At 69.6% G+C, this 17,767-nt stretch carries 17 protein-coding genes and 1 pseudogene; 6 read left to right on the top strand and 12 right to left on the bottom strand.

Features of this window, described 5'->3' with window-relative positions; genetic code table 11:
- Positions 1-97: 97 nt before the first annotated feature.
- Positions 98-775, bottom strand: coding sequence for a helix-turn-helix domain-containing protein (locus G6045_RS21730; RefSeq protein ID WP_165333715.1), 678 nt, complete (start codon positions 773-775; stop codon positions 98-100).
- Between the two features lie 129 nt (positions 776-904).
- On the opposite strand from G6045_RS21730, the gene G6045_RS21735 reads away from it, so the two are divergent.
- The 3 genes from G6045_RS21735 (at position 905) to G6045_RS21745 (ending at position 4,643) form a co-directional block, all read left to right on the top strand.
- Complete coding sequence (locus tag G6045_RS21735) at positions 905-2,170, top strand: hypothetical protein (protein WP_165333716.1); 1,266 nt, start codon at positions 905-907, stop codon at positions 2,168-2,170.
- Complete coding sequence (locus G6045_RS21740; protein WP_165333717.1) at positions 2,161-3,243, top strand: hypothetical protein; 1,083 nt, start codon at positions 2,161-2,163, stop codon at positions 3,241-3,243. The genes G6045_RS21735 and G6045_RS21740 overlap by 10 nt, the downstream gene beginning before the upstream one ends.
- A 176-nt stretch (positions 3,244-3,419) precedes the next feature.
- Positions 3,420-4,643 carry a glycoside hydrolase family 64 protein gene (locus tag G6045_RS21745; RefSeq protein WP_165333718.1) on the top strand — a complete coding sequence of 408 codons (1,224 nt, stop codon included), beginning with the start codon at positions 3,420-3,422 and terminating at the stop codon, positions 4,641-4,643.
- A gap of 91 nt (positions 4,644-4,734) precedes the next feature.
- On the opposite strand, the gene G6045_RS21750 is transcribed toward G6045_RS21745, so the two are convergent.
- From G6045_RS21750 to G6045_RS21775, 6 genes and pseudogenes are all read right to left on the bottom strand, one after another.
- Positions 4,735-5,559, bottom strand: a complete 825-nt coding sequence (locus G6045_RS21750) for a carbohydrate ABC transporter permease (protein ID WP_165333719.1) — start codon at positions 5,557-5,559, stop codon at positions 4,735-4,737.
- 1 nt (position 5,560) lies between these two features.
- Complete coding sequence (locus tag G6045_RS21755) at positions 5,561-6,403, bottom strand: carbohydrate ABC transporter permease (protein WP_235968157.1); 843 nt, start codon at positions 6,401-6,403, stop codon at positions 5,561-5,563.
- 52 nt (positions 6,404-6,455) lie between these two features.
- Positions 6,456-7,826: an extracellular solute-binding protein gene (locus G6045_RS21760; protein WP_328707854.1), complete on the bottom strand. Its 1,371-nt coding sequence runs from the start codon at positions 7,824-7,826 to the stop codon at positions 6,456-6,458.
- A 282-nt stretch (positions 7,827-8,108) separates the two neighbouring features.
- Positions 8,109-8,852 (bottom strand): annotated as a pseudogene (locus G6045_RS41550) (RNA-guided endonuclease InsQ/TnpB family protein); the annotation flags it as partial.
- 224 nt (positions 8,853-9,076) lie between these two features.
- The gene (locus tag G6045_RS21770; protein WP_206344031.1) at positions 9,077-9,691 is read right to left on the bottom strand and encodes a response regulator; all 615 of its coding nucleotides are present in this window, start codon (positions 9,689-9,691) and stop codon (positions 9,077-9,079) included.
- 91 nt (positions 9,692-9,782) lie between these two features.
- Positions 9,783-11,369: a sensor histidine kinase gene (locus tag G6045_RS21775; protein WP_165333721.1), complete on the bottom strand. Its 1,587-nt coding sequence runs from the start codon at positions 11,367-11,369 to the stop codon at positions 9,783-9,785.
- Between the two features lie 175 nt (positions 11,370-11,544).
- Between G6045_RS21775 and G6045_RS21780 the strand changes: the two genes are divergently transcribed.
- A complete protein-coding gene (locus G6045_RS21780; RefSeq protein WP_328707856.1) occupies positions 11,545-12,921 on the top strand; it encodes a cation:dicarboxylate symporter family transporter in 1,377 nt (458 codons plus the stop codon).
- 127 nt (positions 12,922-13,048) lie between these two features.
- Here G6045_RS21780 and G6045_RS21785 read toward each other — a convergent pair whose 3' ends face one another.
- Complete coding sequence (locus G6045_RS21785; RefSeq protein ID WP_165333723.1) at positions 13,049-13,504, bottom strand: MarR family winged helix-turn-helix transcriptional regulator; 456 nt, start codon at positions 13,502-13,504, stop codon at positions 13,049-13,051.
- Between the two features lie 108 nt (positions 13,505-13,612).
- On the opposite strand from G6045_RS21785, the gene G6045_RS21790 reads away from it, so the two are divergent.
- Positions 13,613-13,960: a DoxX family protein gene (locus G6045_RS21790; RefSeq protein WP_165333724.1), complete on the top strand. Its 348-nt coding sequence runs from the start codon at positions 13,613-13,615 to the stop codon at positions 13,958-13,960.
- Between the two features lie 42 nt (positions 13,961-14,002).
- On the opposite strand, the gene G6045_RS21795 is transcribed toward G6045_RS21790, so the two are convergent.
- Positions 14,003-14,614 carry a TetR/AcrR family transcriptional regulator gene (locus tag G6045_RS21795; protein WP_165333725.1) on the bottom strand — a complete coding sequence of 204 codons (612 nt, stop codon included), beginning with the start codon at positions 14,612-14,614 and terminating at the stop codon, positions 14,003-14,005.
- 101 nt (positions 14,615-14,715) lie between these two features.
- Here G6045_RS21795 and G6045_RS21800 point away from each other — a divergent pair, with 101 nt between their 5' ends.
- Positions 14,716-16,383, top strand: coding sequence for an MFS transporter (locus G6045_RS21800; RefSeq protein ID WP_165333726.1), 1,668 nt, complete (start codon positions 14,716-14,718; stop codon positions 16,381-16,383).
- 27 nt (positions 16,384-16,410) lie between these two features.
- Here the strand turns inward: G6045_RS21800 and G6045_RS21805 are convergent, their stop codons facing one another.
- The 3 genes from G6045_RS21805 to G6045_RS21815 all read right to left on the bottom strand — a co-directional run bounded on the left by G6045_RS21805 (position 16,411) and on the right by G6045_RS21815 (position 17,620).
- A complete protein-coding gene (locus G6045_RS21805; RefSeq protein ID WP_165333727.1) occupies positions 16,411-16,809 on the bottom strand; it encodes a cytidine deaminase family protein in 399 nt (132 codons plus the stop codon).
- A gap of 63 nt (positions 16,810-16,872) precedes the next feature.
- Positions 16,873-17,232 carry a hypothetical protein gene (locus tag G6045_RS21810; protein ID WP_165333728.1) on the bottom strand — a complete coding sequence of 120 codons (360 nt, stop codon included), beginning with the start codon at positions 17,230-17,232 and terminating at the stop codon, positions 16,873-16,875.
- Positions 17,233-17,251: 19 nt separating this feature from the next.
- Entirely contained in the window at positions 17,252-17,620 is a 369-nt protein-coding gene (locus G6045_RS21815; protein ID WP_165333729.1) for a hypothetical protein, read from the bottom strand.
- Positions 17,621-17,767: the final 147 nt, after the last annotated feature.

The raw sequence follows: 17,767 nt of genomic DNA on the forward strand, positions 1-17,767 counted from the left end.
GATCTGCTCAAGCGCCGCAGGGGCTGAGTTAGCCGGGCGGGCTGAGTTAGCCGGGCGGGCTGAGTTTGCCGGGCGGGCTGATGCGGGACCTTCGGCCTCAGTTGTCCCGGACGCGAGTCCAGAAATGGTCCAGGATCCGGCTCAGGAACTCGCGGGCGCCCTCGCCGGTGTCGCCGGAATCACCCCAGCCGAGTGTGGCCGCGGTGCGGCCCTGGTACTCCTCGTGGAGGGATTCCAGGGCGCGTTCCAGGTGGCGCGGCGGGACCGGGACCAGCTTCCCGACCGGTTTGACGTACGGCTGCCAGCGCGCCGTCGCCGCGCTCTTCAGGAGCTCCGTGAGGCGGGCGTCGCGGCCCGTGACGGTGGCGAACGCGCGGGGCGAGAGGCGCAGGACCTCGGCGAGCGCGGCCGTCTGGCGGTCGTTGCCGCGCCAGTCCTCGCGCTCCTCCATCTGCAGATACGAGCGGTGGTCGAGCCCCACGGCCCGCGCCACGTCCTCCGCCGCGAACCCCCGCGCGAGACGGTGCTCGCGCAAGGTCCGCGCCGTGCCCAGGAGTTCGCCGGGCGTGCACCACAACGCCCCGGCCAGGGCGGTCAGTTCACCGCTGGTCGGTGCCGCGATCCCGCGCTCCCAGGCGAGCACGGTGTCCGGCGTGACATAGGGCAGCCCGTAGCTGGCCCGGATGCCGTACGCCACGTGCCCGGGCGCCATGCCGAGCGCCTCGCGCAGCCGGCGGGCGGCGAGGGCGTTGAACGGGGGAGTCGTCTGGGACACGCGGTCACGCTAGATCCGGGCGTGGCCGGTGGCTACGGTGCGTTCGCCCAGGATCACTCGTCGTAGGAATCTACGGCTCTGATAGTTTCCGGATTCGGATCGACCGTTTGTGTACTCGGGGGAGGGCGCATGGCAGGGCTGCCTGCGCGGCGGAAAGTGCCGTTGACCGTGGGGCTCGCGCTGGTGCTGATTGTGGGCGCGGCGGTGGTCTTCCTCTCCTCCGGTGATGCGGACGACGAGCATCTTGCCCGTAACCGCGCCCAGTTGAAGAACGCGTGCGGCGGGCTGCTGCCGTATGCGGAACTCCGGGACCTGGTGCCCGGTGACGTACGCGGCGAGGTCCACGCGTACGGGACGCAGCTCACGCCCGGCGAGGAGAGCCGCAGTCTGCTCAGCTGCGAGGTGACCTGGCCCGACCGGGGCCGCGTCGAGGTGCGCGCCGCGCCGGTACTGTCCCGGCTGCCCGAACCGGTGACGCTGGAGGCCGCGGAGCTGGTGGCGAGCGCGGGTGTGGACGCGGACTACGAGGCGCCTGGCGTGACCGGGCGTTCGGGGGAGGCGGCGGTCACCTGGCTGGTCGCCGAGTGCCCGGCAGGCCTCGGCGCCCGCGCACGTGACGTGTCCGCGATGTATGTGACCGCGACCGTCGACCGGTTCGGGGCGGGTGCGCGGAAGCTCGGTGCCGAGGCGCGGGCATTGCGGGAGTTCCGTACAGCCGTGGATGTGGCGAACGCGCTGACCAAGGCGCAGAAGTGCGGGGGCGAGGCGATTGCCCGGCCGGACAAGGTGATCGACACCTACGAGGCCGAGGTCACGAGCGATCCCGACGGCGGCAACATGGAGGTCGAGGGGGTCGAGATTCCGGGCCTCGGCGCCGCCAAGTGCCGTGGCCTGGCGGAGGAGTTCCCCGGCACCTGGTCCGTCGCCGGTGATCTGCAGGAGTCGCGGCTCCTGAGTGTTTGCGACGCGACCCCGTACGACCGCGAGGACTCCTCGGCGGATCCGCCGGACCTGGACGAGGGGGATGTCTCCGCCCTCTCCGCCGTCAGCTGGGCCGGCCCGCTGGGCGAGTCCGTCGACGCCGAGTACGAACGCGGCGGCGACAGTTACGGGTTTCGCGCGGGGGAGCGCACCAAGGAGCTCGCCGAGGGCAAGCCGGTGGAACTCGCCCTGTGGGCCGGCGGGCAGTGCGCCGCCGGCCGGACCCTGCACCAGGTCACCGTCTCACTGGAGCGCGACGATTACTCCCGGGCGCTGACCGAACGCGAACGGACCCTCTTCTCGCGGCAGGCCCGCAAAGCGCTCGACGCCTACCTCGCCGACCCCGGCGGCTGGCCCCGGCAGCAGCGCTGCCACGACACCGAGGTCCTCGGAGAGGTGGAGGGATGGCGGTGAGGAAGCTGCTGCTGCGGATCGCGGGCGGTGCGGTCGCGCTCGCCGTCCTGGTCCCCGGATATCTCTGGCTGCACGGCGACTTCCGCCGCTGGGACAACGAGGCGAAGCTCGACGCCGCCTGCGGAGGGCTGCTCGACCGGTCGGTGATGCGCGAGGTGCTGGGCGAGGGAGACGTCACCGTGCGCGGGTGGGACGACACCCCCCACCATGTGCGCTGCGAGGTGGTCATAGGCGGCGGTGGCAAAGCCGACGTACGGGTGGCCGACGAGACGGCGATCAGCGTCGCCGGCTTCGAGCCGTTCCTCGGCGGCAGGGAGCACGCGCTTGCCGTACCGGTCGGCAACGGCTGGTCGGGTCTCTTCGGTGCCGACAGCGGCGACGAGGACGAAACGGAGGGCGTGACGACCGCCCTCACGCTGCACTGCACGGCCGGCGAGGCGAAGACCCTCATGGTCACCGTCACGGCCGAGTTCACGGACGCGCGGCCGCTCGACGATCCCGCGAACCGTCCCGTGTATGCCCGGATCGCCGAGGCCACGGCCCGCAAGGTCTCCGATGTGCGGGGCTGTGAAGCCGAGTTGGGCGAAAGGCTGCGCAGCCTGCCGCTGCCCGTACGCGAGGACGAGTACAAGCCGCTTGCCGATGCGGACGGCACCTGCGCCGGTATCGAGCCCGTACGCGGCGTGCGCACCGCGCTGGAGGTGGCGCGGAACGGGGCGCCGTACGAGCGGTGCCGGCTCAACGGCGCCGACGGAGAGAGCAGGTACGGGTTGGAGGCGAGCTTCGGGTCCTATGCCCAGGCGTTCTTCCGGGGCAACCGGGACTCCTACCGCGAAAACCTGCCCACGGGCGAGGATCCCGCGCACCACCGCACCCGCGGCGAAGGCGTCAGCTGGACCACGGCGAAGTGCCCGGGCGGTACCGCGCTGTTCACTCTGTTCGCCTCGGGTGACGAAGACGACAAGACCTCCGCACTGCTCTCCGGCGACCTCGCCCACGAGCGCGCCGCCCTGAAAACTTTCGCCGAACGTTCGGCCAAGGCCCACGGCTGTCAGGCGCCCAAGGCTCCCTGACCGTCGGCAACCTCCTGACCAGGAAAGGTACGGACCAGGACCGGTGGAGGGCTCGTATCTTCGACTCTTGTACGGAGGGAAATGATGGGAGCGCTCCCTGCGTGAAGTCTTGACGGCTCACGACCCGCTCGCAACAGTGGGCCCACCCCACACCCCCCACTACAGGAGCGTCGATCGTGATATCGCGCAGACTGTTCCTCGCGGGCGCCACAGCGAGCGCCGCCGCAGCCGCAGCATCCTTGGCCGTGCCGTCCTGGACGGCCGGGGCCGCCGCCCCCGCCACCTGTGAACTGGCCCTGGAGAACAAGTCGTTGAGCGGCACCGTGCGTGCCTATGTCACCGGCCACGAGCAGTCCACCGGCAACTGGGTGCTGCTCCGCGCCGACGGCGGCGTCTACCGGCCCGAGTCGCCCTCCGCCCCGGGGACCCCCCTGCCCGTCGACTGCGCCATCCCGCTGAACCCGGCGGGCGCCGCACCCAAGGTCGTGACGCTGCCTCAGATGTTCGGCGCACGCGTCTACTTCGTCCGCGACGACACCCTGGACTTCTTTCTCAACCCGGGACCAGGACTCGTCGAGCCGGCCTTCGCGACCCCCACGGACGCGAACTACGGCAAGACCTGGTCGTTCTGCGAATTCACCTTCAACACGGTGCAGTTGTTCGCGAACATCAGCTACGTCGACCTGGTGACCGCCCTGCCCATCGGGCTGCGTCTCGAAGGCGACGCCACCCACACCGTCGCCCCGCTGCCCGACGGCGCGGTCGACAGGATCGCCGCCGACCTCCAGGCGCAGGCGGCCCGCGACGGACAGCCGTGGGACCAGCTCGTCATCAAGGACGGCGGCGGCAAGGTCCTTCGCTGCATCTCGCCGCAGAACCTGATGGCCCCGTACTTCGACCGGCCCGACCAGATGCCGTTCCGCGATGTGTGGAACGGCTACATCGACCAGGTCTGGGAGAAGTACCGGAGCACCGATCTGCGGATCGATCTGCAGGGCGGCCGGGGCGTGTTCACCGGCCGGGTCGGCGGGGACACGCTCACCTTCAACGGCGGGCACGCCTTCCCCAAGCCGACGTCGAAGGACGTCTTCACCTGCAACCACGGCCCGTTCACCAACAACCCGTCGGACCCCGACGACAAGAAGGGCCTGCTCGCGCGGCTGGCCGCCGGGTTCAACCGCAGCATCATGCTCACGCACCCCGACCAGCCCAACGGGGTGACCGCCGGTGACTACTACCGGGACGCCACCACCAACCACTGGTCGCGCATCGTGCACGCCAACTCGCCGATCGGGTACGCCTTCCCGTACGACGACGTACGCCCCGACGGCCAGCCGGACGTGTCCGGCGCGGCGCACGACGGCAACCCGCGACGGTTCACGGTGAGCGTGGGCGTCTGAGAGCCGGGCGGCGGGACCCGGCCGGCAGGACCGGGCCCCGCCGACCCTTCCGGCACCCTGCCTTCCGGCCCCGCTGCCCCTTGACGCCCCGCTATCCCTTGACCGCCCCTCCGAGCGCGAAGCCCCCGCCGAGGCGCCGCGCGATCAGCACGTACAGCAGGATCACCGGCGTCGAGTAGATGATCGAGAAGGCGGCGAGCTGGCCGTAGACCACCTGTCCGCGGTTGCCGAAGAAGTCGTTGATGCTGACCGAGGCGGGCATCTGGGCCGGGTCGATCAGGAGCATGAAGGGGACGAAGAAGTTGCCCCACATCATGACGAAGGAGAAGACCGTGACGACGGAGACTCCGGGACCCATCAACGGCAGCACGATACGAAGCAGCGACTGGAAGGACGAGGCGCCGTCCGTCCAGGCGGCCTCCTCCAGCTCCTTCGGGACCCCGTCCATGAAGTTCTTCATCAGCCAGATGGCGAACGGCAGGCCCGACGCCGCGAAGAAGAAGATCGTGCCGTGCATGGTGTCGATCAGGTCGACCTGCACGAACAGCGCGTAGACCGGGACCATCACCGCCGTGATCGGCAGACAGGTCGCGAAGAGGATCGTGAGCAGGAACGGACGGTTGAAACGGGAGCGGTAGCGCGACAGCGGGTACGCCGCGAGGGCCGCGCAGACGACCACGAGGGCCGTCGCTCCGCCGCACAGGATCAGGGAGTTGAGCAGCGGTGTGAACGTGACGTCGTCCACGAGCACGGCGTCGAAGTTGTCGAAGGTGAGACTGCCCGGGACCTTCACCTTGAGGTTGGCCTCCGCGTCCAGTGCGGAGAGCACCACCCAGGCCAGCGGCAGGACGAAGACCGCGGCGGCGAAGAGCAGGCCCAGATCGGCGGCGAGACGGCGCTGCGTACGACGGTTCATCTCAGACCTCCGTCCGAAGGAGGCGCATGTACACGAGCGAGAAGAGCGAGCCCACGATGAGCAGCAGCAGGGCGACCGCCGTGGCATAGCCGATCATGCTGTTCTGGAACGCCTCCTCGTACATGTACAGCGGCAGCGTCTGGCTGCGGTTGCCCGGGCCGCCGCGGGTCATCACCCAGATCAGTCCGAACACCGAGAGCGTCTGGAGGGTGTTGAGCATCAGATTGGTGCCGATGGAGCGGCGGATCATCGGCAGCGTGATGTGCCACAGGCGGCGCCAGCCGCCCGCGCCGTCCACCTGCGCGGACTCCACGATCTCCTTGGGTATCTCGTTGAGCGCGGCCGAGTAGACCAGCATCGAGAAGGCGGTGCCGCGCCACACGTTGGCGAAGGACACCGCGAGGATCGGCAGCGTGAACAGCCAGTTCTGGCTGGGCAGATGGAGGAAGTCGAGGATCGCGTTGAGCGTGCCCTGCTTCTGGAAGAACGCGTAGAGCAGAAAGCCCGCGACGACCTCCGGAAGCACCCACGCGGTGACCACGATGCCGCCGGTGAGCGTGCGCAGCGGCTTGGAGGCGCGCTGCATGAGCAGGGCGAGCCCGAGGCCCAGGGTGTTCTGGCCGACGAGCGAGGACAGGACCGTGAACACCAGCGTGAGCCATACGGCGTTGAGGAAGTCCTCGTCGGTGAACGCCTTACGGAAGTTCTCGAAGCCGATGAGGCTGGAGGCGGCCTGGCCCGTCAACTGCAGGTCGGTGAAGGCCAGATAGACGCAGTAGCCGATGGGGCCCGCGAGGAAGGCGAGCATCAACAGGACGGCAGGGGAGACGGGCAGGGCCCGCATCAGCGTGCGACGCGGGCCCCGTTTCGCCGAGGCGCTCTTCACGTACCGGTGCTCACTTCTTGACGACGGCGTTGTCGGTGACGGACGCGAGTTCCTCGTCGTACGTACTGGCCGCCTCGTCCACCGAGGCATCACCGGTCGTGACGGACTCCATCGCCTCCTGGATCGCCACCGACACCTTCGGATAGGCCGGATACGCGGGCCGGTAGTGGGTGAACTCCACCAGGTCCGTGAAGAACTTGAGGCCGGGCTGCGCCTTCACGTACTCCGGATCCTCGGCGACGTCCTCACGGACGGCGATACCGGAGTTGGAGATGTACCAGTTCTGGGCGTTCTCCTTGGTCTGCATCGTCTTGATGAACTCGAAGGCGAGATCCTTGTTGGCCGCCTTGCTGGGAATCGCCCAGGTCCAGCCACCCGACATGCTGACCTTGCCGGGCGCCTCGCCGTTCTGCGTCGGCATGGCCGCGAGCCCCAACTCCTTCGACCAGGTGGGCCATTCGTGGCCGGCACCCTCGTTCCAGTCCTGCGGGAGCCAGGAGCCGTCCAGGTTGATGCCGAGCTTCTCCTTCGGCAGCAGCTCGCCGCGGACCGTGGGACCGAAGTTGGGGTCGAGCGCGTCCGACACCTCGGGACCGAGCTTGTCCTTGTAGACGGTCTCCACGAACTGAAGCGAGTCCTTGAAGCCCTGGCTGCCCTGCACCCACTTCTTCTGCCCCTTGTCGTACATCGGGTCCTCGCCCGTCCCGTACAGGAGCATCTCGAAGCCCTGCATGGTCGACTGCTCGCCGCCGGGCTTGCCCGTGTAGACGTTCAGCGGGGTGACGCCGGGCACCTTCGCCTTGATGGTGCGGGCCGCGTCGAGGATCTCGTCCCAGGTCTTCGGCTGCCAGTCCTCGGGCAGTCCGGCCTTCTTGAACACCGCCTTGCTGTACCAGAGTCCACGGGTATCGGTGCCGTCCGGTACGCCGTAGGTCTTGCCGTTCTCCGCTTTCGCTGCGGCCTTGGCCGTGTCGATGAACTTGTCCCAGTCCGGCCACTTGTCCAGGTACTTGTCGAGCGGCTCCAAGTACCCGCTGGTGATATCGGAGTTGATGAGGAACGTGTCCTCGTACACCAGGTCCGGGGCGGTCTTCGGGGAGCGCAGCATCTGCTGCAACTTCGTGTAGTACTCGGCGTCCGGGGCCTTGATCGGCACGAGCTCGACCTTCTTGCCCGGGTTGTCCTTCTCGAACTGCTTCTTCATGTCCGCGAGGAAGTTGTCCATGACCTTGACGTTGTTGTCCATGGACTGCTTGAACGAGACCTTCAGGGTGTCCGGGTCGCCCCCGGAGTCATCACCGCAGGCGGTCAGCGTGGTGGCGGCGAACAGGGCTGCTGCGCCGAGTGCGACGGGCGCGAGGGAACGCTTGGGGCGACGCACGGTACGACCTCCTACGGCCTGCGGGGCGGCTGCGGGGTTGGTGCTGCGGCGTGGGCTGCGTTGACTGTCTTGAAGCGCTTGCTGCTCGGTGAACGTACGGTTGTCGTTCACCGAGGGTCAATGGTCATGCGCCCCGCGATCGTTCCGTGACAACGTTTTGAATCCTCCCCCTCCTGAGGGGGATCCCTGGCTCAGGCTGCCGCCCGGGACGACATCCCGGGTGGTCTTATGCCCTCGACACCAGCCGGGAGGAGACCAGCCCGGTGGAGCATGACGCGTGTGGGCCTGTTTGGTGGCGCCGATGGCGGCGTCCGCTGCCTTCTTGGCCATGGTCGTCTTGGCCAAGAACTTCGGCTTGAAGTCCTCCACCGCCAGCGCATCGTGATCCCGCAAGGCCTTCTTCGCCCTTCCCCAAGCTCTCAACTTCGTTCGAGCAGGGGAGACCCCATTCGGCCAGTGTCCTGACGCTGGCGGGCGACCTTCTTGTACGCCTTCGCCCGCAGCCGTTTTCGCTTTCCGATACCCCCCGGAGGCAGCAGAGCCCTTCTTCGGTTTGCGGCGGCTCATCATCCGGTCGTAACGTCCCAGCTTCTGTTCGGCCTTCGCGCCATGAGCGGGGTGGGGCAGGTCGTAGGCGTCGGAGGTGGTGGTCGCGACCTCGCGCACACCCCAGTCGACACCGAGCACCGCACCGGTCGAGGGAAGCGGTTCCACGGTCGCGGGGACCACGAAGCTCGCATTCCAACATCCCAGGCTGTCCTGGTAGATGCGGACACTCGAGGGTGCGGCGGGCAGCGCGCGCGACCACACCACCCCCACGGTGATGCCGCCCGCCAGGTGCAACCGCCCATCCTTCAACCGGAAGCCGTTCTTCGTGTGGTTGAGCGAGGGCCGCGCCTCGCGGCGCTTCTTGTAGCCGGGCATCCCGGACCGGCGGGACTGCGGCAGCCGCTCGGCGATGTCATTCAGCGCCTTGGCCCGGGAGCGGCCGAAGTCCCGGATGACCTGCTGCTGCGGCACCGAGGCGGGCACGCCCCGCCCCCTCCGCCGCTGCCGCACGTGCCGGCATTCCGGACCCCCGCCTCACATCACTCCGAACGGCGAACGCGGGCACACCTGTTCGTGCCCCTTCGCCCGTCGGGCCGCCATCGCGGGTGTCCCGCGCCGGAAACGCGGACGCGGCGACGCTCTCCCATGCGGAGGAATCAAACGATGACGACAGCGAGTTGGCGACCTTCCCAACGGGCTTGTCAGATCGTGACCCAGCGATAGTGCAGCTCCGGCCGTCCCACTTGCCCGTACTGCGGAGCCCGTACCGCGCGGCCCGACTCGACCAGATGCTCCAGATAGCGGCGGGCCGTGATGCGTGAGAGTCCCGCCGACTCGGCGGCCGACGCGGCGCTCAGGCCCTCGGGCGCCGCACGCAGTGTGGTGATCACCCGGTCGAGGGTGGGGGCGCTGAGCCCCTTGGGCAGTGATGCGGGGCGGGGTGCGCGCAGTGAGGCCAGCGCACGGTCGACCTCGTCCTGGCCGGAGGCCTCGCCCGCCGCCGTACGGAATTCCGCATACCGTACGAGGCGGTCGCGCAGGGTCGAGAACGTGAACGGCTTGAGCACGTACTGCACCACGCCCAGCGAGACGCCCTCGCGCACCACGGCCAGATCGCGGGCCGAGGTCACCGCGATCACATCGGCGTGATGGCCGGCCGCGCGCAGGCTGCGGGCCAGCTGCAGGCCGTGCCCGTCGGGCAGGTAGAGGTCGAGCAGGAGCAGGTCGACCGGGGTGCGCTCCAGGACGCGGCGGGCCTGCGCACCGGAGTGCGCCTTGGCCACGGCCTGGAAGCCGTGGACGCGGTTGACGTACATGACATGCGCGTCGGCGACCACAGGATCGTCCTCGACGACGAGCACGCGGATCGGCTCGTTCACGCGCGTACACCTCTCATATCTGCGGCACTCACACCCGTACCTCTTTCCTCAGCGGCAGCCGGACGGTGAACTCGGCGCCCCCGTCCGGGGATTCGGTCATGGCCACCGTGCCGCCGTGGCGGTGTGCCGTCTGCCGGACGAGCGCGAGGCCGAGACCCCGGCCCGGGCCCTTGCCGGACCAGCCGCGCGCGAACACATCCGCGTCGGCGGGGACACCGGGCCCGTTGTCGGACACGTTCAGGAGCAGCTCGTCGCGCACCACCACCGCCGTGACGGTCACCGCGCCGCCGGGGGTGCCGGTCGCCGCGTCCACGGCGTTGTCGATCAGGTTGCCGAGCACGGTGACCAGGTCACGGGCGGGCAGCGTATCCGGAAGCAGTCCGTCGTCAAGACGGCTGTCGGGGGAGACCTCGAGCTCGACACCGCGCTCGTTGGCCTGCGCCGCCTTGCCGAGCAGCAGCGCCGCGAGCACCGGTTCGCCGACCGCGGTGACCACCTGGTCGGTGAGCGCCTGGGCCAGTTCCAGCTCGGCCGTGGCGAACTCGACGGCCTCCTCGGCGCGGCCCATCTCGATCAGGGAGACCACGGTGTGCAGCCGGTTCGCGGCCTCGTGCGCCTGGGAGCGCAGGGCCTGTGTGAAGCCGCGCTCGTGGTCCAGTTCGCCGGTCAGGGCCTGAAGTTCGGTGTGGTCGCGCAGGGTTGCGACGGTGCCGCGCTGCTCGCCGCCCGAGACCGGTGAGGTGTTGACGACGATCACGCGGTCCGCGGTCAGATACACCTCGTCCACGCGCGGTTCGGTGGCGAGCAGGGCGCCGGTGAGCGGGGCGGGCAGACCGAGGTCGGCGATGTTCAGGCCGACCACCTCGCCCCGCACACCGAGGAGTTCGCGGGCCCCGTCGTTGAGCAGCGCGATCCTGCGCTGTCCGTCGAGCATGAGGAGGCCTTCGCGTACGGCGTGCAGGGCGGCCTGGTGGTAGTCGTGCATGCGGCTGAGCTCGGCGGCGTTCATGCCGTGGGTGTGCCGCCGGAGCCGGGCGTTGATGACGTATGTGCCGAGGCCGCCGAGCGCGAGGGCGCCGAGTGCGACCGCGAGCAGACCGGTGAGCTGCCGCTGCACCTGGTCGTCGATCTCCTCGATCTTGATGCCGGCGCTGACCAGACCGACGATCCGGCCCCGGTCCTGGACGGGCGTGACGACCCGGACGGAGGGGCCGAGCGTCCCCGTGTACGTCTCGGAGAAGGTCCTGCCGTCGAGCGCGGGCCCGATGTGTCCGAGGAACCTGTCGCCGATGTGCTCGGTGTTGGGGTGCGTCCAGCGGATGCCCTTGGGGTCCATGATCGTCACGAAGTCGACGTCGGCGTCCTCGCGGACGTCCTCGGCGTACGGCTGGAGGGACATCGTCGGCCGGTCCCCGCCGATGGCCTCCCGTACCGAGGGCGAGTCGGCCACCGCACGCGCCGCCGCCGTCGCCTGCCGTACGGCCGCACTCTCCGCCTGGCGGTGCGCGGTGACGTACGCGAACACGGCGCACCCGGCCACGACGACCGCGACGAGCACGACCTGCATGGCGAAGAGCTGGCCCGCGAGGGAACGCGGCTTGGGTATCCGGGGCATGGCCCCCAGTCTGCCTGCGGAGATAAGCGCGAACTAAATGTACGCAAGGGTGACCCCGGTCACGGCCTGATGGATATTCACACCGACCGCCGCCGGGGCAAGGCCCCGAACGCCCGGACCGCGCAGGGGACGGACCGGGCCGGCGGGACTTGAGCCGTAAGTGCAGGGAGGCACCGTGGCAGCCACGACGACAGGCAAGCGGGACAAAACTCACTATCTCTATATCGCGGTGATCGTGGCGGTGGTGCTCGGTATCGCGGTCGGCTTCGCCGCACCGGGTGTCGCCGTGGAGCTGAAGCCCATCGGCACCGGCTTCGTGAACCTGATCAAGATGATGATCTCGCCGATCATCTTCTGCACGATCGTGCTCGGTATCGGTTCGGTGCGGAAGGCCGCCAAGGTCGGTGCCGTCGGCGGTATCGCGCTGCTCTACTTCACCGCCATGTCGATGGTGGCGCTCGCCATCGGTCTGGTCGTCGGCAACATCATCGACCCCGGTACGGGTCTCGCGGTGACCGACTCGGTCGCGGCGACCGGCCATGAGCAGGTCGACGCCGAGGCCAAGGACACCGTCGAGTTCCTGCTCGGCATCATCCCGACCACGTTCGTCTCCGCCTTCACCGGCGGCGAGGTCCTTCAGACCCTGCTCATCGCGCTGCTCTCGGGCTTCGCGCTGCAGGCCATGGGCGACGCCGGCCAGCCGATCCTGCGCGGTGTCGAGCACATCCAGCGCCTGGTGTTCCGCGTCCTCGCCATGATCATGTGGGCCGCGCCGGTCGGTGCCTTCGGCGCCATCGCCGCCGTCACGGGCTCCGCGGGTCTCGACGCGCTGAAGTCCCTCGCCGTGCTGATGCTCGGCTTCTACATCACCTGCGTCCTGTTCGTCTTCCTGGTGCTCGGCGCGCTGCTTCGGATGGTCGCGGGCCTCAACATCCTCACGCTCTTCAAGTACCTGGGCCGTGAGTTCCTGCTGATCCTTTCCACCTCCTCCTCCGAGTCGGCGCTGCCGCGCCTCATCGCGAAGATGGAGCACCTGGGCATCAGCAAGCCCGTGGTCGGCATCACCGTCCCGACCGGCTACTCCTTCAACCTCGACGGCACCATGATCTACATGACCATGGCCTCGCTGTTCGTCGCCGACGCCATGGGGACACCGATGTCGATCGGCGAGCAGATCCCGCTGCTTCTCTTCCTGTTCGTCGCCTCGAAGGGCGCCGCCGGTGTCACCGGCGCCGGCCTCGCGACCCTGGCCGGCGGTCTGCAGTCGCACAAGCCCGCCCTGGTGGACGGCATCGGCCTGATCGTCGGCATCGACCGCTTCATGAGCGAGGCCCGCGCCCTGACCAACTTCGCGGGCAACGCGGTGGCCACGGTGCTCATCGGCACCTGGACCAAGGAGATCGACCGCACTCGCGTCGACGAGGTCCTGTCCGGTCGCGCACCGTTCGACGAGCGCACGCTGCTCGACGACGGACACGGTGGGGCGGCGCCCGAGGGTGCGAAGGTGCCGCTGCAGAAGGGCGGTTCGGAGAAGGAGGGCGCGGCGGTCTGATCCGCTCGCCCCACGCCGTACGCATGGCGGACTGAGCCGCTCGCCTTCACCCGTACGCATAAGGAAGCCCGGGACCTGAACTGGTCCCGGGCTTCCGTGCGTTCGGCATGCGGTGGTGGTGTGCGCGCTACTCGCCGCAGGTGAAGTCCTCCGGCGAGGTGCGCACCTTGCCCAGGATGCGGCGCAGCGCGTCCAGATCACGCTCGGACAGGTCCGCGAACAGGGCGCGTTCGACGGTGTCGAGCGCGCTGTCCGCCTTCTTCAACCGGGCCGCGCCCTCGGGCGTGATCTCCACGATGTGCCGGCGCCGGTCGGCCGGGTCGCGACGGCGGCGTACGAGCTCGTCGCCTTCGAGGTCGTTGAGCAGGGCGACAAGGACGCTGGGGTCGACGTCGAGCGCCTCGACCAGGGCCTTCTGGGTGACGGGCCCTTGGGCGAGCTGCATCAGGGTGTGGGTGTGCCGGGGGGTCAGGCCGGTGGCCGCGAGGGAGCGACGGATCACCGTCTCGGTGATGCCGCCGTGGTACGCGAGCAGAAACGCGAGGCGGAAGTCCGGATCGGTGTCGTCGGATGCCATACCCATACCCGTACCGTAGCAGGGGCTCCATTGTGGAAGCCGTTAAATCATTGATAGCCTTCAACGATATCGAGCCCTCTACGGTTGAGGGCGCTCGAATACCTTGGAGTGCTCATGTTTCTCGCCTACGTGATCGTCGGTGTCCTGCTCGCCCTCGTCCTGGCCGCGTCCGCGGCCTTCACCTTCGCCCGCAATCCCGCCATCACGGACTCGATGGGCAAGGTGGGAGTGCCCGATTCCTGGCTGCCACGGCTCGCGTCACTGAAGGCGGCCGGCGCGCTGGGGCTGCTCGTCGGCCTTGCGGTCCCGTTCATCGGGGCGGCGGCCGTGGTGGGTGTGGGCCTCTACTTCATAGGGGCGGTCGTCGCCCATCTGCGCGTCAAGGACTACACGTTCGCGCCCGCGGCGGTGCTCGCGGTCCTCGCCGTGGCGGCGCTCGTGCTGCGGGTGGCGTCCTCCTGAGCGGCGGGGTTCAGGAAGGTCCGGCCAGGGCGAGAGTCCGGCTCAGGAAGAGAGCCCGGCGACCAGCGCGGTCGCCCCGGAGGCGGGTACTCCCGCCGCGGTCAGACTGGTGACCGCGGCGGCGGGACCCGCCTTCCGCGCGTCCAGATGCCCGTCGTTGACCGCCTGCATCAGGCCGAAGAGCACCTGCTCCTGTACGAGGGCGAGTGCGGCGGCGGGCAGCGGCGAGCTGAACACCCCTTGGTCCAGGCCCAGTTGGAGCAGCTCCGTGAGCTGGTCGCGGTGCGGTGCGAGCCGGTCCCGGATGTCCTCCATCGCGCCACTGCGCTGGGCCAGCGACACGAGCAGGCGGTAGCGGTCGGCGACCTGCCAGACCGCGAGGGTGCGCCGGGCCAGCGTGCCGGCCGGGTCGTCGCCGCCGTCCGCGGGCTCGGCGGCCAGGGCTTCGCCGATGGCCTCGATCGCCCCGTCCGCGATGGCGACGATCAGCGCCTCGCGGCTCGGGAAGTGCCCGTACACCGTGCGCCGTACGACGCCCGCGGCGCGCGCGATCTGGTCCATGGAGGCATCCGGATCGCGCAGCAGCTCGGTGCGCGCGACATCGAGGATGCGGCGGCGGTTGCTGTCGGCGCGACTGACGCGGTCCTGGGTCATCCACCCATTTTGCACAGTCCTGTGCAGTGGCGTAAATTGCACAGGGTTGTGTAGTTGCACAGCGGTGTGCAAATTGGTGGAATGGAAAGGCGGCCCACGTCATGCGTCTGGTCATGAAGGAGCCCGTGGAGAAAATGGACGGGCCGTACGCCCGCCGCTGGTGGGCCCTCGGCGTGCTCTGTCTGAGCCTGCTGATCATCGTCATGGCGAACACGGCCCTGACCGTCGCGGCCCCGGACATGACCACATCCCTGCATCTGAGCAGCGCCGATCTGCAGTGGGTCATCGACGGCTACACCGTCCCGTACGCCGCCCTGATGCTGCTGCTCGGCGCGATCGGCGACAAGTACAGCCGCCGCGGCGCCCTGATCCTCGGCCTTGTCGTGTTCGGCGGCGGCGCGGTCGCGGGCTCGCTCGTGGACAGCTCGACCGGGGTGATCGCGGCCCGCGCCGTGATGGGCGTCGGCGCTGCGATGATCATGCCCGCGACGCTCTCGCTGCTCGCGGCGACCTTCCCCAAGCGCGAGCGGGCCAAGGCCATCGTGATGTGGACGGCCACCGCGGGCATCGCGATCGCGGCCGGACCGCTGGTCGCCGGGCTGCTCCTCGAGCACCACGGCTGGGCCTCCACCTTCCTGATCAACGTGCCCATCGCCGCACTCGCGATCATCGGCGCCCTCGTCCTCGTACCGCCGTCGAAAGCCGACCACCACGACCGCATCGACTACGTCGGCGGCGTCCTGTCCGTGATCTGGATCGGTGCGCTCGTCTACATGATCATCGAGGGCCCGCACTTCGGCTGGGGCGTCAACGCGATCACCGCGGCGATCGTCGCCGCCGTCGGCCTCGTCCTCTTCATCGTCCGGGAACTGCGCCACCCCAAGCCGGTGTTGGACGTCCGCCGCTTCGCGCACCGCGGCTTCGCCGGCTCCAACCTGGCCGTCGCGCTCTTCTTCCTCGCCGTCTTCGGCGCCTTCTACTTCCTCACCCAGCATCTGCAGTTCGTCCTCGGATACGGGGCGCTCGACACCGGTATCCGCATGCTGCCGCTCGCCGGAGCCGTCTTCGTCGGCTCGGCGCTCACCGGCTATCTCACCCCGCGCCTCGGGATGCGGGTCACCGTGACCGCCGGCATGGTCGGCGGCACGGCGGCGCTCGCGCTGCTCACACAGGTGGACGCGGCCTCCTCGTACGGCACGTTCGTGCTGCCGCTGATCCTGCTCGGCCTCTCCATCGGGCTCGCGCTCTCGCCCTGCACGGACGCGATCATGGGCTCGTTCCCGGAGGCGGAGCTGGGAGTCGGCGGCGCGGTCAACGACACCTCGCTCGAACTCGGCGGCTCGCTCGGCATCGCGATCCTGGGCTCGGTGCTCGCGGGCACCTACTCCTCCCACCTCGCCGACGCGACGGCCGGCACGAAACTCCCCGGTGACGCACTGGCCACCGCCCAGGACTCGGTCGGCGCGGGCTACGGCGTCGCGCAGGGCATCGGCGAACAGGCACGGGCCCTCGCGGGCAAGGCGGCCCAGGCCGCGACGCCCGAGCAGGCCGCTCAGCTCAAGGCCCAGGCCGATCAACTCGCCCACGGGGCGGGGCAGATGGCGGACGCCGTCGGCTCGGCTTTCTCGGACGCGGTGGCGCACACCAGCCTGGTCGGCGCGGTGATCCTCGGCGTCGGCACGCTGCTCGTGGCGGTGCTGCTGCCGCGCCGCGCGAAGGCGGAGCGGGTGGAGGCGGCGGAGTCGGTACGGGAACGCGCGGGCGTCTGACCCCGCAGCGTCCGCCCCTGCGGCCCGTCACTCCTGGTGGTCGCGCCACACGTACGCGTGGGCCAGCAACTCCCGTACGGGAACGGCTTCCACGGACCCCGGCCCGGTCGGCACGATCACCCGGATCCGCGGGAAGTAGTCCAGCAGCACCTGCCGGCAGCGGCCGCACGGGGCGATGACCCCGCGCCCGCCGTCGCCGACCGCGACGATCGTGGTCAGCTCGTACGCACCGGCCGTCGCGGCCGCCCCGATCGTGACCAGCTCGGCGCAGGGGCCGCCGGTGAAGTGGTACACGTTCACGCCCGAGACGATCCGGCCGTCGGCCGTGCGTGCGGCCGACGCGACCGTGTGGTTGTCGCCCCTGCACGCGCGCTCCGCCAGCTCGGTGGCGGCTTCGACGAGTTCCTGGTCGTGAGCTGAGTCCATCCGGTCACGGTACGCCGCCGGTCGGGCCGTGCACGGCCCGACCGGCGGCCGGGGCTCACCTCATCAGGTGGCGCACGCCCCACCCGCCGGGACCGCGCGGATCGCCGTGATGGTCTGGGTGACCGTCAGGGATCTGCCGGGCGCGAGGCCGGTGTTGGGGTTGCCGCTGATGCAGTACCCCATCGTCGTCCAGTTGCTGATGTCCGTGATGGTGATGGCCGGGTCGAACGTACGGGACTCGCCCTGGGCGATCCGTTCGCTGACGAACTCGCCGTACTCGACGTAGCAGACATAGCCCTGCTGGCAGGGCACTGCCTTGGTGGACTCGGTCGCCGCACCGGCCGGTGTGCCGGTGAGGGCGCCGAGCGCGGCGGCGGTGGACAGGGCGGCTGCGATCCGCAGTCCGGTCTTGTGTCGCATCATGTGGGCCTCCGAGCCGGGATCAGGGAAGGAGCGGGCAGGCGTCGGCTGCGGGAACCGTGGTGATGCGCACGGCTCCCGTGTGGACGGACCCGTCGCCCGATGCGCCGGGCACGATCGCGAAGTTGCGGTCGGCGTCGACACAGAAGGTCGCGTCGGAGTTGTTCGTGTACGTCACGAGATCGACCGGCTTGCTGAAGCTGTACGGCAGCCCGGGCGCGATGTTCGTCGGCAGGACCTGGCCCGGGATCTGTACGCAGAGATAGCCGGACGGACAGGTGAGGGCCGCAGGGCTTGTGCCCTGCGCACTGGCCGTGCCCGCGCCGAGTGCCCCGAGCGCGACGAGAAGGGTGCCGGCCGCGGCGATGCGGCGCTTGATGGTGCTTGACATGCGGAAGGCCTCCACTGAGGGGAGCTGGGGGGTGGGGCCGGAGATCACTGTGACAGGTCAACCAGCCCTTGGCCAGGCTTTGTTGGCGATCCGATCATGAAATCCGCGGGCCGGTCATGAAACCCGCGGGCCGGTCATGAAACCCGC

It is taken from the genome of Streptomyces mesophilus, assembly GCF_011044995.1.
Classification (GTDB): Bacteria; Actinomycetota; Actinomycetes; order Streptomycetales; family Streptomycetaceae; genus Streptomyces; species Streptomyces mesophilus.